Origin of the sequence: Mixta sp. Marseille-Q2659, from assembly GCF_940807255.1 — a bacterium.
GTDB lineage: Bacteria > Pseudomonadota > Gammaproteobacteria > Enterobacterales > Enterobacteriaceae > Mixta.
The window spans coordinates 80603-96196 of sequence record NZ_CALNWY010000013.1 but is presented as its reverse complement, the minus strand read 5'-3'; the positions used below and the strand labels follow the sequence as shown (position 1 = coordinate 96196).

General features: G+C 55.5%; 10 protein-coding genes. 3 read left to right on the top strand and 7 right to left on the bottom strand.

Translation table 11 applies throughout. The features are described 5' to 3' along the window. Positions 1–60 precede the first annotated feature (60 nt). From nudK to P3C52_RS11430, 6 genes are all read right to left on the bottom strand, one after another. Complete coding sequence (gene nudK, locus P3C52_RS11455) at positions 61–639, bottom strand: GDP-mannose pyrophosphatase NudK (RefSeq protein ID WP_275555122.1); 579 nt, start codon at positions 637–639, stop codon at positions 61–63. Between the two features lie 213 nt (positions 640–852). Beyond that, positions 853–1530: a respiratory nitrate reductase subunit gamma gene (narI, locus tag P3C52_RS11450; protein WP_275555121.1), complete on the bottom strand. Its 678-nt coding sequence runs from the start codon at positions 1528–1530 to the stop codon at positions 853–855. A 2-nt stretch (positions 1531–1532) separates the two neighbouring features. Then, complete coding sequence (narJ, locus tag P3C52_RS11445; RefSeq protein ID WP_275555120.1) at positions 1533–2255, bottom strand: nitrate reductase molybdenum cofactor assembly chaperone; 723 nt, start codon at positions 2253–2255, stop codon at positions 1533–1535. Continuing rightward, complete coding sequence (narH, locus tag P3C52_RS11440; RefSeq protein WP_275555119.1) at positions 2252–3796, bottom strand: nitrate reductase subunit beta; 1545 nt, start codon at positions 3794–3796, stop codon at positions 2252–2254. The genes narJ and narH overlap by 4 nt, the downstream gene beginning before the upstream one ends. Further along, entirely contained in the window at positions 3793–7554 is a 3762-nt protein-coding gene (locus P3C52_RS11435) for a nitrate reductase subunit alpha (protein ID WP_275555118.1), read from the bottom strand. The genes narH and P3C52_RS11435 overlap by 4 nt, the downstream gene beginning before the upstream one ends. Before the next feature lie 330 nt (positions 7555–7884). After that, a complete protein-coding gene (locus P3C52_RS11430; protein WP_275555117.1) occupies positions 7885–9282 on the bottom strand; it encodes a NarK family nitrate/nitrite MFS transporter in 1398 nt (465 codons plus the stop codon). 364 nt (positions 9283–9646) lie between these two features. Between P3C52_RS11430 and narL the strand changes: the two genes are divergently transcribed. Further along, the gene (narL, locus tag P3C52_RS11425; protein ID WP_275555116.1) at positions 9647–10300 is read left to right on the top strand and encodes a two-component system response regulator NarL; all 654 of its coding nucleotides are present in this window, start codon (positions 9647–9649) and stop codon (positions 10298–10300) included. Positions 10301–10442: 142 nt separating this feature from the next. Here the strand turns inward: narL and ansP are convergent, their stop codons facing one another. Continuing rightward, positions 10443–11936 (bottom strand): L-asparagine permease, encoded by a 1494-nt coding sequence (gene ansP / locus P3C52_RS11420; RefSeq protein WP_275555115.1) that lies wholly within the window; start codon positions 11934–11936, stop codon positions 10443–10445. Between the two features lie 1196 nt (positions 11937–13132). Between ansP and narQ the strand changes: the two genes are divergently transcribed. After that, positions 13133–14827: a nitrate/nitrite two-component system sensor histidine kinase NarQ gene (gene narQ, locus P3C52_RS11415; protein WP_275555114.1), complete on the top strand. Its 1695-nt coding sequence runs from the start codon at positions 13133–13135 to the stop codon at positions 14825–14827. A 61-nt stretch (positions 14828–14888) separates the two neighbouring features. Further along, the gene (locus tag P3C52_RS11410; RefSeq protein WP_275555113.1) at positions 14889–15521 is read left to right on the top strand and encodes a response regulator; all 633 of its coding nucleotides are present in this window, start codon (positions 14889–14891) and stop codon (positions 15519–15521) included. Positions 15522–15594 lie beyond the last annotated feature (73 nt).

Genomic DNA, 15594 nt, shown 5'->3' with positions numbered 1-15594 from the left:
CCCTGCGGTTAAGCCATCAGCGCCGTTGCGGCCCGTCGGGGCCGCCCGCTTTTCAATATTTCAGGGCTGTAGCCAGCCCGCCAGTTGGGCATGTTGCAACAGCATAATGGTTTTGCCGTCGCGAATTTCTCCGCTTTTAATCATCGCCAGCGCCTGCGGGAAAGACAGCTCCAGCACTTCAATCGACTCATCTTCCACGCCGCCGCCCGCATTATCACGCAGGGATTCATCATATTCGGCGGCGAAAAAGTGGATCAGTTCAGTGACGCCGCCGGGCGACATATAGGCTTCAAACAGCTTTTCTACCTTGCCGACCGCGTAGCCGGTCTCCTCAATCGCCTCTTTACGGATGCAGTCCTCTGGCGTGTCGTTGTCCAGCAGCCCGGCGCAGGTTTCAATCAACATGCCGCTCTCATTGCCGTTGACCTGGGTCGCCATACGAAACTGACGAATCAGCACCACGCTGTTTTTCGCACGGTTATAGAGCAGGATGGTGGCGCCGTTGCCGCGATCGTATACCTCGCGCTTGTGGCGGATCGTTTCGCCGCTGCTGGTGGTGAGTTCGTAGGTGTAGTTGCGCAGCACAAACCAGTTTTCTGACAACAGCTTCTCTTTGATCAGTTTGAAATGGGCGGGCATAGCGGCTCCGAAGTTAAAGAAGGGAACCTGCGATAATAAAACCGTCGCCAGGGAAAGACTATCCGAATTGCGGTGCAAATAATCGGGAAGAAAGGCTCAGGAAATAAGCAACACAGCGGGCATCAGCGAAACGCGCAGCCGCCAGGGAAACCATCAGAGACAGACAGAACGAGAAAAGAAATTGCCGCAGGACAGCGCCTGCGGCAGAAACAATCAGTGGCGGTTACGCACCAGCTGATAGCGACGAGTCAGATATTCCACCGGCGCGCTCCAGATATGCACCAGACGGCAGAACGGGAACAGCAGGAACAGCGTCATACCCAGCACCATGTGGACCTTATAGATCAGCGCCACGCCTTCCAGATGCGCTGCCGCGCCAGCATGGAAGGTTACTATTGCCTGCGCCCAGCCCACCAGCTTCATCATCTCAATGCCGTCCATATGCTGTGCAGAGAAGAAGATGGTGCCCACACCCAGCGCAGCCTGAATCACCAGCAGCGTCAGGATCAGGATATCGCCGGTACTGCTGGTCGCGCGCACGCGCGGATTGGTCAGACGACGCTTCAGCAACAGGCCACCGCCAATCAGCGTCAGCGCGCCGCAAATACCGCCAGCCACCATCGCCAGCTGCTGTTTCACTGCAATCGGCAGGAAGGATTCATACATCCAGTGCGGCGTCAGCAGGCCAACCAGATGGCCGAAGAAGATGCCGATAATCCCGATATGGAACAGGTTGGATGCCAGACGCATCCCCTTTTTATCCAGCATCTGGCTGGAGCCTGCGCGCCAGCTGTACTGCCCGTAGTCATAACGCAACCAGCTGCCGACCAGAAAAACCGTACCGGCCAGATAAGGGTAGATATTAAAGAAAAACAGATTCAAGAAGTGCATGATCAGCGTCCTGTCATTCCCGTGGTGGCTTGCGCCACGTCCAGATACTGTGGCGCAACGGCACCGGCAAAGCGGCGCTGATGCGCTTCCTGCTGTGCTGACGCGCAGCCCTGTTCACCCAGGAAGCGGATTTGTTCCTCTTCCCAGACCGCATCCAGCGCCTGCGGCGTATCGTCGCGCGCCTCCTGTGCGACCTGCGGTTCCAGCGCCTCGGCAGCGATGTCGCTGTTGGAAAGCGCCAGCAGCACATCAAGCAAGTCGGCCCAGCGGCTGTTGCGCTGGCGCAGTCGCGCGCTCAGCAGCGCCAGAATCGGCGCAATATCCACTAAGCCTTCGCGAGCCTCTTCCGGGCTGCGGCTGCTGAGATATTCCAGATAGAGCGGCAGAAAATCAGGCAGCTCGCGGCTGTCCAGCTCCAGGCCGGCGGCGCGATACTGCTCCATTAAATCCACCATCGCCTGGCCGCGATCGCGCGATTCGCCATGAACATGCTCAAACAGCAGCAGCGACGTGGCACGGCCACGATCGAACAGCTCACAGTAATCTGCCTGCAAATCGAGCAGCGGACGGGCGCTGAAATCCTGAATCACCGCCAGCAGCTGCGCGCGCAGCGCGTCGTTTAGCTCGCTGGAAGAGGCCAGCGCCTCCTCCAGCTCCTGTTGATGATCAAACAGCGCCCGATCGGGATAATCCAACAGGCGGCCGATAATACGTAACGCCATCATGAGGCATCCCCCTGACGCTCGGTTTTGCGCGTAATATCAATCGCGTCGATGCGGCGCGTATTGAACAGGTTGAATTTGGTATCGCTGCCGTGGCAGCCGTCGCCGAAGCTAAAGCCGCAGCCTTTGCTTTCCGGGAAAGCTTCACGCGCCAGCTCGCGATGGCTGGACGGGATCACGAAGCGATCTTCATAGTTCGCAATAGCCAGGTAGCGATACATTTCCTGCGCCTGCGCTTCAGTCAGACCTACCTGCTCCAGCGCGCTGGTATCAACCACGCCATCCACGCTTTCCGCACGTTTGTAATGACGCATCGCCAGCATACGTTTCAGCGCCAGCAGTACCGGCGCGGTATCGCCTGCGGTCAGCAGGTTCGCCAGGTACTGCACCGGAATACGCAGGCTTTCCACATCCGGCAGCACGCCTTTCTGATCCAGCACACCCGCATCGGCGGCAGACTGAATCGGCGATAACGGCGGCACATACCAGACCATCGGCAGCGTGCGGTATTCAGGATGCAGCGGCAGCGCCAGCTTCCAGTCCATCGCCATTTTGTAAACCGGCGATTTCTGCGCCGCGTCGATCACGCTCTGCGGAATGCCATCTTTCAGGGCCTGCTCGATCACCGCCGGATCGTGCGGATCGAGGAAGATGTCCAGCTGGCTCTGATAGAGATCCTGCTCGTTCTCCGTCGAGGCCGCCTGTTCAATGCGGTCCGCATCGTACAGCAGCACGCCGAGATAACGGATACGGCCAACGCAGGTTTCGGAACAAACGGTCGGCTGGCCCGCTTCGATGCGCGGATAGCAGAAGATGCATTTTTCTGATTTGCCGCTTTTCCAGTTGAAGTAGATTTTTTTGTACGGGCAGCCGGTCAGACACATACGCCAGCCGCGGCATTTGTCCTGATCGATCAGCACAATGCCATCTTCAGCACGTTTGTAGATGGCGCCGCTTGGACAGGTGGCGACACAGGCCGGATTCAGGCAGTGTTCGCACAGGCGCGGCAAATACATCATGAAGGTGTTTTCGAACTGGCCGTACATCTCTTTCTGGATGTTATCGAAGTTTTTATCCTGCGAGCGCTTGGAGAATTCGCCGCCGAGGATCTCTTCCCAGTTCGGGCCGCCTTCGATTTTTTTCATCCGCTGACCGGTGATCAGCGAGCGCGGACGTGCAATCGGCTGACTTTTGCTTTCAGGCGCGTTGTGCAGATGCTGATAATCGAAATCGAACGGCTCGTAGTAATCATCCAGCGCCGGGACGTCCGGGTTGGCGAAGATTTTGGAGAGCAGCCCAACGCGGCTGCCCATACGCGGCTGAAGCTGACCGTTAATTTTACGGATCCAGCCGCCTTTCCATTTCTCCTGGTCTTCCCAGGCGTGCGGATAACCCACGCCCGGTTTGCTTTCAACGTTGTTAAACCAGGCGTACTCCATGCCTTCACGGCTGGTCCAGACATTTTTACAGGTTACCGAACAGGTATGGCAGCCGATACATTTGTCGAGGTTTAACACCATACCGACTTGCGAACGAATTTTCATTGCTGAGCCTCCTGGTGGGAACCCTGGCACTCGTCGTTGCCTTCACCATCTAACCAATTGACATTGTTCATTTTTCTGACCACTACAAACTCATCACGATTCGAACCTACGGTGCCGTAATAGTTAAAGCCGTAGGCCAGCTGCGCATAACCGCCGATCATATGGGTCGGTTTCGGGCAGGCGCGGGTTACCGAGTTATGGATACCGCCGCGTTGTCCGGTGATTTCTGAACCTGGGATATTCACGATACGTTCCTGGGCGTGGTACATCATGGTCATACCGGCAGGAACACGCTGGCTCACTACGGCACGCGCCGTCAGGGAACCGTTGGCGTTAAACGCTTCGATCCAGTCGTTATCGGCAATGCCCAGCTCCTTCGCATCTTCCTCGCTCATCCAGACGATCGGCCCGCCGCGTGACAGCGTCAGCATCAGCAGGTTGTCGCTGTAGGTTGAGTGAATCCCCCACTTCTGGTGCGGCGTCAGGAAATTCAGCGCTTTTTCCGGGTTGCCGTTCGGCTTACGGTTCAGCAGCGGCTGCGCGGCGCGGGTGTCGATCGGCGGACGATAGACCAGCAGGCTTTCGCCAAAGGCGCGCATCCATTCATGATCCTGATAAAGCTGCTGGCGGCCCGTCAGGGTACGCCACGGAATCAGCTCATGAACGTTGGTGTAACAGGCGTTATAGGAGACGTGTTCATCTTCCAGACCAGACCAGGTCGGGCTGGAGATAATTTTACGCGGCTGCGCCTGAATATCGCGGAAGCGAATTTTTTCATCTTCCTTGTTCAGCGCCAGGTGTTTATGGTCGCGCCCGGTAAACTTGCCTAACGCATCCCAGGCTTTTACCGCAACCTGACCGTTAGTTTCTGGCGCCAGGGTAAGGATTACTTCTGCCGCGTCTATCGCGCTCTCAATACGCGGGCGACCGGCAGCCGGGCCGTCATGCTTCACGTAGTTGAGTTTTTTCAGCAGTTCGATTTCTGTATCGGTGTTCCAGTTGATGCCTTTACCGCCGTTGCCCAGCTTATCCAGCAGCGGACCGAGAGAGGTAAAGCGCTCCCAGGTGGCCGGGTAATCGCGTTCGACGGTAATGATGTGCGGCGCGGTTTTGCCTGGAATCAGGTCGCATTCGCCTTTTTTCCACTCTTTCACATTGAACGGCTGGCCCAGTTCGGCCGCGGAGTCGTGCTGGATCGGCAGCGTGACTACGTCCGTCTCTTTGCCGAGGTGGCCCTGGCAAACGTCAGAGAAGGTTTTGGCGATACCTTTGTAGATTTCCCAGTCGCTTTTCGCTTCCCAGGCGGGATCGACGGCGGCAGAGAGCGGATGAATAAACGGATGCATATCCGAGGTATTCATGTCGTCTTTTTCATACCAGGTTGCGGTCGGCAGCACGATATCAGAGTAGAGACAGGTGCTGGACATACGGAAATCGAGCGTGACCACCAGATCCAGTTTGCCTTCGCCGCCATTATCCTGCCATTCCACTTCCTGCGGCTTAACGCTGCCCTGTTTGCCCAGGTCTTTGCCCTGAATGCCGTTTTCCGTACCCAGCAGGTACTTCAGCATATATTCATGGCCTTTACCGGAAGAGCCCAGCAGGTTAGAACGCCAGACGAACAGGTTGCGCGGGTAGTTCTGCGGATTATCCGGCTGTTCGGCAGCAAAGCGCAGCGAACCTTCTTTCAGGCTGTCCACGGTATAGTCAACCGGCGTTTTGCCTGCGGCCTGTGCTTTCGCGGCAATATGCAGCGGGTTGGTGCCGAGCTGCGGCGCGGAAGGCAGCCAGCCCATACGTTCTGAACGTACGTTGAAATCGATCAGGCTGCCCTGATAGCGTGATTTATCCGCCAGCGGAGAGAGCAGCGATTCCGTCGATACGGTTTCGTAGCGCCACTGACTGGAGTGGTTATAGAAGAAAGAGGTGCCGTTCATATGGCGCGGCGGACGCTGCCAGTCAAGGCCAAACGCCAGCGGCTGCCAGCCGGTTTGCGGACGCAGTTTTTCCTGGCCGACATAGTGCGCCCAGCCGCCACCACTCTGACCCACGCAACCGCAGAAGATCAGCATGTTGATCAGGCCGCGGTAGTTCATGTCCATGTGATACCAGTGGTTCATACCGGCACCGACGATGATCATCGAACGGCCATGGGTTTTCTCGGCGTTTTCAGCAAACTCGCGCGCGACACGAATAATGTGCTGACGGGAAACGCCGGTTACTTTTTCCGCCCATGCTGGCGTGTAGGCTTTGATCTCATCAAAGCTGGTGGCGCAGTTGGCGTCATCCAGACCGCGATCCAGACCATAGTTGGCCAGCGTCAGGTCGTAAACGCTGGCAACCAGCGCCTCGGTGCCGTCAGCCAGCTGCAGACGTTTAACCGGCAATTTGTGCAGCAGGATTTCATTCAGCGCCACGCTGTTGAAGTGTTCGCTTTCGATGCCGCCGAAGTAAGGGAAGCCCACTTCAGCCACTTCATCATGGCTGCCCAACAGGCTGAGCTGTAGCTCGACGTCGCGCTGAGATTTACCTTCACGCGCTTCGAGGTTCCATTTGCCCTCTTCGCCCCAGCGATAACCAATAGAGCCCAGCGGCGCCACCAGCTCGCCGCTCAGGCTATCGAGCGCGATGGTCTTCCATTCAGGGTTATTTTCCTGGCCCAGATTATCTACCAGATCGCTGGCGCGCAGCATACGTCCGGCAGCGTAGTAACCACCTTCACGCTGCTCCAGCATCACCAACATCGGCATATCGGTATAGCGGCGCGCGTAGTCGCGGAAGTAGCTGACCTCACGATCGAGATGGAACTCTTTCAACATCACGTGGCCCATCGCCAGCGCCATTGCGCTGTCGGTGCCCTGTTTCGGGTTCAGCCACAGGTCGCACAGCTTGGCGACTTCCGCGTAGTCCGGCGTTACCGCTACGGTTTTGGTGCCTTTGTAACGGACTTCGGTAAAGAAGTGGGCGTCAGGCGTACGCGTCTGCGGAACGTTAGAGCCCCAGGCGATGATATAAGAGGAGTTGTACCAGTCAGCCGATTCCGGTACGTCGGTCTGTTCGCCCCAGGTCATCGGCGATGCTGGCGGCAAATCGCAATACCAGTCATAGAAGCTCAGGCAGGTACCGCCGATCAGCGAAAGATAACGGGCGCCCGCCGCGTAGGACACCATCGACATTGCCGGAATCGGCGAGAAGCCGACAATACGGTCCGGGCCGAAGGTTTTGGCGGTATAGACGTTGGCCGCCGCAATGATTTCATTCACTTCCTGCCAGCTGGAGCGCACAAAACCGCCGCGTCCGCGGGCCACTTTATAGCTTTTCGCTTTTTCGGCGTCGTTGATGATTGAGCCCCAGGCGTCAACCGGATCGCTGTGCAGCGCTTTCGCTTCACGCCATAATTTCACCAAACGCTTGCGCATAAGTGGATATTTCAGGCGATTGGCACTATATAAATACCAGGAGTAGCTGGCGCCGCGTGGGCAGCCTCGCGGTTCATGGTTTGGCAGATCGGGGCGGGTGCGAGGATAGTCAGTTTGCTGGGTTTCCCAGGTGACCAGACCATTTTTGACATAGATCTTCCAGCTACAGGAACCGGTGCAGTTGACGCCGTGCGTGGAGCGCACGATTTTGTCATGCTGCCAGCGGCTGCGGTAACCATCTTCCCAGTCCCGGTTAGTGTTAAGTGTCTGGCCGTGCTGGCCAGCAAAAGGTTCAGCTAATTGTTTAAAGTAGCGAAACCGATCCAGAAATTTGCTCATCCGGAATTCTCCTGAAGGCTCGGTGTTGTTATAAATGGCTAAACGACATTGCTTATGTTGTGGGCGTCAGCCTACTGAGATGACCAGGCTGGCCGCTTGATTGCGATCAAGTCAGCACAGTTACTGCGCTTATTCTCCCTGCCCGAATACCACCTAGGTGGCATGCATGCTCCATCTTCAATGCATTGATTTTGTTTGATAAAAACAAAAAAAATATCGTAAGCGGCACGCTCAGGCTAGCTATCGGCTATTTGGGAGTAGGTAATGGGTAAAACCAGACGCAATAAAAAGCCGGCTTTTGTCAGAGCGACAAAGCCGGCTTTTCAATAATTAACGTGCAGCCTTACGGCCGTAGACCAGCCAGGTGATTAATATGCAGACCACGTAGAACACCAGGAAGATTTTCATGGCGCCTGCCGGAGAGCCGGACATAGCCAGCGAGATGCCGAAGGTCTGCGGGATAAAGAAGCCACCCGCCGCACCGATGGCGGAGATAAAGCCCAGCGCCGCAGCGGTATCGGTTACCGCTTCCTGCTGCGCCTGTTCATCGCTGCCGCCGCGCGCTTTTACGCTATCCCAGGTAATTTTACGGAAAATCACCGCAATCATCTGGTAGGTAGAACCACTGCCGAGACCTGCCGTTAAGAACAGCACCATAAAGATGCCAAAGAACAGCGGGAATGATCCGTCGTGGCCTTCAGACGGCAATGCCAGGAACACCAGAGCAGTAAAAATCGCCATCACGATAAAGTTAATCAGCGTAACGCGCACGCCGCCAAACCGATCGGAAATCACGCCGCCGGCAGAACGCGCCAGGGCACCGAGCAGCGGGCCGAAGAAAGCGTACTTCATGATAACGATGTCCGGGAACTGCGTTTTGGAGAGCATGGCAAAACCCGCAGAGAAGCCGATAAACGAGCCGAAGGTTGCCAGGTAAAGCAGGCTCAGCCCCCACAGATGCGCACGTTTCAGTACCGGCAGCTGTTGACGCAGAGAAGCTTTGGATGCGGCGAGATCGTTCATGCCGAACCAGGCGGCAAGCGTCGCGATCAGCAGCAGCGGCACCCAAATCCACGCGGCATTTTCCAGCCACATCTGGCTACCGTCGGCGGTCACCTGACCCTGGCTACCAAAATAGCCAAAGATAGCGAAGGAGATCGCTGCTGGTGCCAGCAACTGCATCACGCTCACGCCCAGGTTGCCGAGGCCACCGTTAATGCCCAGCGCACTGCCCTGCTGTGCTTTCGGGAAGAAGAAACTGATGTTGCCCATGCTGGAAGCGAAGTTTGCGCCAGCAAAGCCGCACAGCAGCGAGATCACCACGAATACCGCAAAAGGCGTTTCCGGGTTTTGGACGGCGAAACCGAGCCATACGCACGGAATCAACATGATACCGGTGCTGAAAGCGGTCCAGCGACGTCCGCCGAAGACAGGAATCACAAAGGAGTAAGGCACACGCAGCAGCGCGCCGGAAACGGAAGGAAGCGCGGTCAGCAGGAAGAGCTGATCGGTTGTAAAGTTGAAGCCAACTTTATTTAAATTAACGGCAACGGTGCTGAACAGCATCCAGACGCAGAATGCCAGTAACAGACAGAACACAGAAATCCACAGATTACGATTAGCAATACGCTTACCGCTCTGCTGCCAGAACTCAGCATCTTCCGGCTGCCAGTTTTGAATAACGGCGCCTGATGCTTTTTTCTCTGATGGCGTGGCTAAATTCGACATAATAACCCCGGTGAAGGAATGAAAACTGCGCACATCCTGCCTGGTCGTCCGTAGCGCGAAGTTGACATAAATCAACAGGGTAGCAGTTAGTTAAGGCATGCAATTGTCTTCCACCCACTAAATGAGTAGTGTCATTTTCGCCAATAAATTTAACAAAAACAGCCGATTAAAAAGATGATAAAGTCACATCGGCGAAGTATTGCTTCTCCTTATTTTATTAGAGCTACCCCTTTTGGGGTATAAAGCATAAATCAGGAATAATGAAAAAATAGCGCGCGACGGCCATGCTTTCTGAAAGCGGGCTTTTTATTGCGCGTTGCCAGTCTTGCAAATGTCGTCAACACCCTGATTAACCGGAGCCAGTATGACTACCCACGACGCCGCTACCATCCTTCTGATTGATGATCATCCCATGTTACGTAATGGCGTTAAGCAGCTTATCAGCCTCGATCCGCAACTGAAGGTTATTGCCGAGGCCGGCAATGGCGAACAGGGCCTGGCGCTGGCTGAACAACATGACCCGGATCTGATTTTGCTTGATTTGAATATGCCGGGGATTAACGGGCTGGAAACACTCGATCGCCTGCGCCGTATCGATCTCTCTGGCCGTATTGTGGTCTTTACCGTTTCTAACGATGAAGAAGATGTAGTGAGCGCGCTGAAGCGCGGCGCTGATGGTTATCTGCTGAAAGATATGGAGCCGGAGGCGCTGCTGACCTCGCTGCATCAGGCTGCCGCAGGTCAGATGGTGCTAAGTGAAACCCTGACATCAGTATTAATCAGCAGCCTGCGCGAAACGCCGCCTGCCACCCAGCGCGATCTGCAACAGCTCACCCGTCGGGAACAGGATATTTTACGTCAGATAGCGCGCGGCCTGCCGAATAAAATCATTGCCCGTAAGCTCAACATCACAGAAAGCACGGTTAAAGTGCATGTCAAACATCTGCTCAAGAAATTACAGCTGAAATCACGGGTGGAAGCGGCCGTCTGGTATTTGCAACATAAGAGTGGCAGCTAAGCGATTGCTCATTGCCGTGACAGGTTTAATCGTTGCCGTATAACGCAGGCGGTGGGCAGTTTAATTTTGTATAAAACGGAGCCAGCTCTGGCTCCGGTATGAAAACGGTGAGCGACCGCTTTGTCGCCCACCGTTAAACGTCTTACTTCGAGTGGCTTTCGTTTAGCGTAGCGGGCGGTTCCGCTGCGCTATGTTCATGTTCGGTCATCGCAATGGCGTGAACGCGTTTACGCACGCCAAACCAGCCCAAAATTAGCACGACGATAATTAGCGGGATGGCGGCGACGGTAAAGGTGCCGTTCGGGTAGTCAAACGCCATCAGCACCAGCACGCTCGCCAGGAACAGCAGCGTCAGCCATGATGTTACCGGCGCGCCGGGCAGCTTAAAGCTCACGTCATCGGCCTTGCCCTCTTTAATCGCCTTACGCAGACGCATCTGGCAGACAATAATAAAGGCCCAGGTTGACAGGATCCCCAGCGAAGCGATGTTCAGAACGATTTCAAATACCTGCGACGGCACATAATAGTTCAGCACTACGCCAATCACATAAACGCCGATGGTAACCAGAATCCCGGCATAGGGAACCTGCTGACCGCTCATTTTCGACAGGGCTTTCGGCGCCGATCCGCCCATCGACATCGAGCGCAGAATACGTCCGGTTGAATAGAGGCCGGAGTTCAGGCTGGATAGCGCAGCGCTCAGCACCACAATATTCATAATGCTGCCGATATAGGGCACGCCCAGTTTGGAGAAGAAGGTAACAAACGGGCTTTGTCCGGCCTGATAAGCGTTCCAGGGTAGCAGCAGCACTAACAGCACTACGGAGCCGACATAGAACAGGCCGATACGCCAGATAACGCTGTTAATCGCCTTCGGCAGCACTTTTTTCGGCTCTTTACATTCGCCCGCGGCGATACCCACCAGCTCGATAGAGGCGAAGGCGAATACTACGCCCTGCACCAGAACCAGCGCCGGCAGCAGCCCGTGCGGGAACATGCCGCCGTTATCTGAAATCAAGTGGAAGCCGGTGGCATTGCCATCCAGCGGCTTACCGCTGCCGAGGAATACCACGCCTACGATCAGGAAGATCACAATGGCCAGCACTTTTATCAGGGCAAACCAGAACTCCATCTCGGCAAACCATTTCACGCCGATCAGGTTCATGGTGCCGACAATCGCCAGCGCGCCCAGCGCAAATACCCACTGCGGCACGTCGCCGAAGGCGCCCCAGTAATGCATATAAAGCGCCACGGCGGTGATATCAACGATACCGGTCATCGCCCAGTTAACGAAGTACATCCAGCCCGCAACGTAGGAGGCTTTTTCGCCAAGGAACTCACGCGCATAAGAGACAAAGCTGCCGCTGGAGGGGCGATGTAATACCAGTTCGCCCAGCGCACGTAAGATAAAGAAAGAGAAAATACCGCAGACGAGATAAACCAGCGCCAGCGCCGGGCCAGCGGCCTGTAAACGCGCGCCTGCGCCGAGGAACAAACCGGTGCCGATAGCACCGCCGATAGCAATCATCTGTACCTGACGATTGCCCATTGCCTTGTCGTAGCCAGCATCATGTGAATTCAGCCAGCGTCTTCTGGCAGCATGGTGATCCGCTGCCGTTTTCTTGGTTGCTTTCATTGCCTGTCCTGTTGTCCTGTCCGATAAAAGAGCGCCTGTACGCTCAGCCCGCTTTCATCCTTTATAACCAAACGTTTGCGCTATAAAGATTTAAAGGGATAAATTCGCTGTTGGTCTGGGTCTTGTAGTGTGGCGACACAGTGAATTTACGGCGATGAATCCTAACCGTTCTTATCAGGGGAAACAAAACCCCAACGGCGAAATTTCTGACGCTTTATGTAATTTTTGTGGCACAGGTAAAAGACGGGAAGAGTTGGATACCGAACGGTTATTTAATATCCAGCAAATCACTCAGGGTTAAGGTACAGGTCATACCGGGAATAAGACGTTAGCGCGGCGGAGCATTACCGCGATTATTGAGTTCCGCCGCTGCGCCAGCCACAATCCATTTAAACAGCTCCAGCGCCGCCCTTCAAATAATGAAATAACCTGTTAACCGGTCGCCATTTATTTTTATCAGAAGGCGCATTCAAAGACATGGAAACAATGAATAATCAGCGGATACCGTGCCTGGCCTTTTATTCTCATGACACCATGAGGCCAGGATATGTCCGAAGGATATATCCGTTTAGCGAACACCGTATTAAAAGCCATATCACAAGCGGAAGTGTTATTAATTAACGGTGTTCGTGAGGCGGGCAGTTTTTATTTACCGCCGGGCGCCGATATTGTTACGCTGCCCACTTACTAAAAAAATGCGGCAGACGATTATCTGCCGCGTTCATCAGGCAATGACGTAAAAAGATTAACCGCGCTGCGCGCAGGCATTATTTATGCGGCGCTGGCAGAACGCCAGCTAATAAGCGCTGTTCATCCCGATGCCCTCACGGTTTCATTACTGGCGCAGCCTCCCTTAACGCCCGCTCCTCGCGAGATATTGAATTTCAGCGGCCTGGCTACGGCGTCGATCTGATTTATGGCTGGGAGCCGGTTGATAATATTAAGCTGGAAACGCGGCTGGGCGTTTTTAATCCCTCTTCCCGCTTTGCTTCAGGCGCTAAACAGAGCAGTCCGCTTATTCCGCCGCGGTGGAATTAAAAGCCGCCTTTTAGTCGGCGCCGCCGGATCTGGAGCGCACCCCATCGGCCAATACCGGGCGCGATCGCCGCTACCTGTCCTTAATTTGACCTGACACCGCTGCGCCTGCGCGGGTTTCAGGCTATGATTGCCCCCTCTTTTTTGGGTTAAGTCTTCTCATGCTGAAACGCTCCGTTACCAGTTCTATCGCCCGCGCGCTGGCCGGCATCGTGATTCTGTCGGTGCTTTCCACCAGCCTGGCGCTGTTGACGTTATCCGGCAGTCTGCGCGATGCGGAAATGATCAATTTTGCCGGCTCGCTGCGTATGCAGACCTACCGCCTCGCCTGGGATTTGGATACGAAATCCCCAGAGCTGGTGGCGCATCTGCGCTATTATCAGCGATCGCTGGATGCGCCGGTTCTCCGGCATCTGAACCGTTTTTACGTGCCGGAAAATGTGCGTAACCGCTATCGGCAAATCAAACTTTCCTGGCCGCTGCTGCGCGCTGACTTAACCAGCGGCGATCCAATGCGCTATTCCCAGCATGTGGTGCATTACGTCAGTGAGATTGATCGTTTCGTTTACGATCTGCAGCGCTATGCGGAACGTAAAATGCAGCTGGTGGCGATAACCAGCGCCATCGGCTTTATCGCCATCGTGGCATTGGCGTTCTGGACCATCCGCCTGACGCGCCGTCAGGTTGTTAAACCGCTGAATCAGCTGGTGGCCGCCAGCCGTTATATCGAACAGGGCAATTTTAACTATCCGCCGCTCGATACCTCACTGGCCAATGAGCTGGGTCTGCTGGCGAATACCTTTAACCGCATGTCGGGCGAGCTGGAGCGTCACTACAGCGAACTGGAAAACACGGTAAAAGCGCGTACCGCAGATTTAATGGTGGCGCATCAGACCATGACCATTCTGTATGAAGCGTCACAGGCGCTGACCGTCAGCAGCCTGGGCCAGCCGACCATTACCGAAGTGATGGAGATCGTCTTCAGGCGCGCGCGTCTGACCGCGTTGACGTTAGACGCCGGCGAAAGCTGGCAGATCGCGCTGGGTACGCCGCAGTCCGATAAAAGCTGGCAGCGGCTGGCGATCCAGCAGGATAATCAGCCAGGCAGCGAGCTGCGCTGGCAGGAAGGCGAACGGAAAACGCCCGAACCGCTGATGCAGAGTGTCGGCAATTTGCTGTCGCGCGCCATCTGGATCCATCAGGCGCAAAAACAGCAGCAGCAACTGCTGCTGATGGAAGAGCGCGCCACCATCGCCCGCGAGCTACATGACTCGCTGGCGCAGGCGCTCTCCTTCCTGCGCATTCAGCTAACCTTACTGAAACGCACCATCGATGCGGAACAGCAGCCCGCCCAGCAGATTGTCAGCGATTTCGATCAGGCGCTGGCAGAAGCCTATCGCCAGCTGCGTGAGCTGCTGAACACCTTCCGGTTGTCGGTCGATGAGGCCTACCTGCCCGCTGCGTTACAGGCGATGTTAACGCCGCTCCAGCAGCAAACCACCGCCGAGATCGCCCTGCACTGTTCGTCCGGTTTTGACGCGCTAACCGCTCAGCAACAGGTGCATGTTTTACAAATTGTCCGGGAAGCGGTGCTGAACGCCATTCGACACGCAAATGCCAGCCTTATCGAGGTAAGCTGCACCACGCTGGAAAATGGCGAATATCAGATTGTTATTAGCGATGACGGCTGCGGTCTGACCACCGTTGAAGAGCCTGCCGGGCATTATGGCCTGACGATTATGCATGAGCGAGCGCAGCGTCTGGGCGGTTCGCTATTGATGGAAACCACGCCATCCGACGGGACGCGGCTACGGCTGCGCTTTCCCTCACAGACAACAGAATCGGTGGCAGATTAATGCCAGCCGTAATTCTTTTTATTCAGCCAGCTACGGCTGGCGCGCTACGCCGGGGAGTATTATGAACAATCGACACTTTACTGTGATGCTGGTCGACGATCATCCGTTGATGCGCCGGGGAATTCGTCAGCTTCTGGAGTTAAGCAGCAGCTTTGAGGTGGTGGCCGAAGCCAATAACGGTACCGAAGCGCTGGCCGAGGCAAGCCGACTGTTGCCCGACGTGATCCTGTTGGATCTGCATATGAAGGGCATGTCCGGTCTGGATACCTTAAAAGCGCTGCGTAATGAAGGCGTGGCGGCGCGTATTCTGGTATTGACCGTTTCCGACGCGCGCAGCGATATTTACGCGATGCTGGATGCCGGCGCCGATGGCTACCTGCTGAAAGATAGCGAGCCGGAAGTGCTGCTCCAGCAAATTACCGAAGGCGCGCAGGGAGCCAACGTCTACAGCAGCGTCGTCCGCGACTATATGATGACGCGCGGCCACAGCGCCAACCCCTTCCAGACGCTGACCGAACGCGAACTGGATGTGCTGCAGGAAGTGGCTCGTGGACTATCCAATAAAGAAATCGCCGCCACCCTGCACATCTCCGAAGAGACGGTGAAAGTGCATATTCGCAATTTTCTGCGCAAGCTGGATGTGCGCTCGCGCGTCGCGGCCACCGTTCTTTGGCTGGAAAATAAACATCATTAGAAGCCGCGCGTTTAACGCGCGCTTTTCACTATGATCATTTACACTTTCTCCTCTTTTTCTCCACGTTTCTATC

What these genes read in the sequence shown, in the direction of transcription:
- nudK (WP_275555122.1), bottom strand. Translation starts at nt 639, where the DNA reads ATGCCCGCCCATTTCAAACTGATCAAAGAGAAGCTGTTGTCAGAAAAC.
- narI (WP_275555121.1), bottom strand. Translation starts at nt 1,530, where the DNA reads ATGCACTTCTTGAATCTGTTTTTCTTTAATATCTACCCTTATCTGGCC.
- narJ (WP_275555120.1), bottom strand. Translation starts at nt 2,255, where the DNA reads ATGATGGCGTTACGTATTATCGGCCGCCTGTTGGATTATCCCGATCGG.
- narH (WP_275555119.1), bottom strand. Translation starts at nt 3,796, where the DNA reads ATGAAAATTCGTTCGCAAGTCGGTATGGTGTTAAACCTCGACAAATGT.
- P3C52_RS11435 (WP_275555118.1), bottom strand. Translation starts at nt 7,554, where the DNA reads ATGAGCAAATTTCTGGATCGGTTTCGCTACTTTAAACAATTAGCTGAA.
- P3C52_RS11430 (WP_275555117.1), bottom strand. Translation starts at nt 9,282, where the DNA reads ATGTCGAATTTAGCCACGCCATCAGAGAAAAAAGCATCAGGCGCCGTT.
- narL (WP_275555116.1), top strand. Translation starts at nt 9,647, where the DNA reads ATGACTACCCACGACGCCGCTACCATCCTTCTGATTGATGATCATCCC.
- ansP (WP_275555115.1), bottom strand. Translation starts at nt 11,936, where the DNA reads ATGAAAGCAACCAAGAAAACGGCAGCGGATCACCATGCTGCCAGAAGA.
- narQ (WP_275555114.1), top strand. Translation starts at nt 13,133, where the DNA reads ATGCTGAAACGCTCCGTTACCAGTTCTATCGCCCGCGCGCTGGCCGGC.
- P3C52_RS11410 (WP_275555113.1), top strand. Translation starts at nt 14,889, where the DNA reads ATGAACAATCGACACTTTACTGTGATGCTGGTCGACGATCATCCGTTG.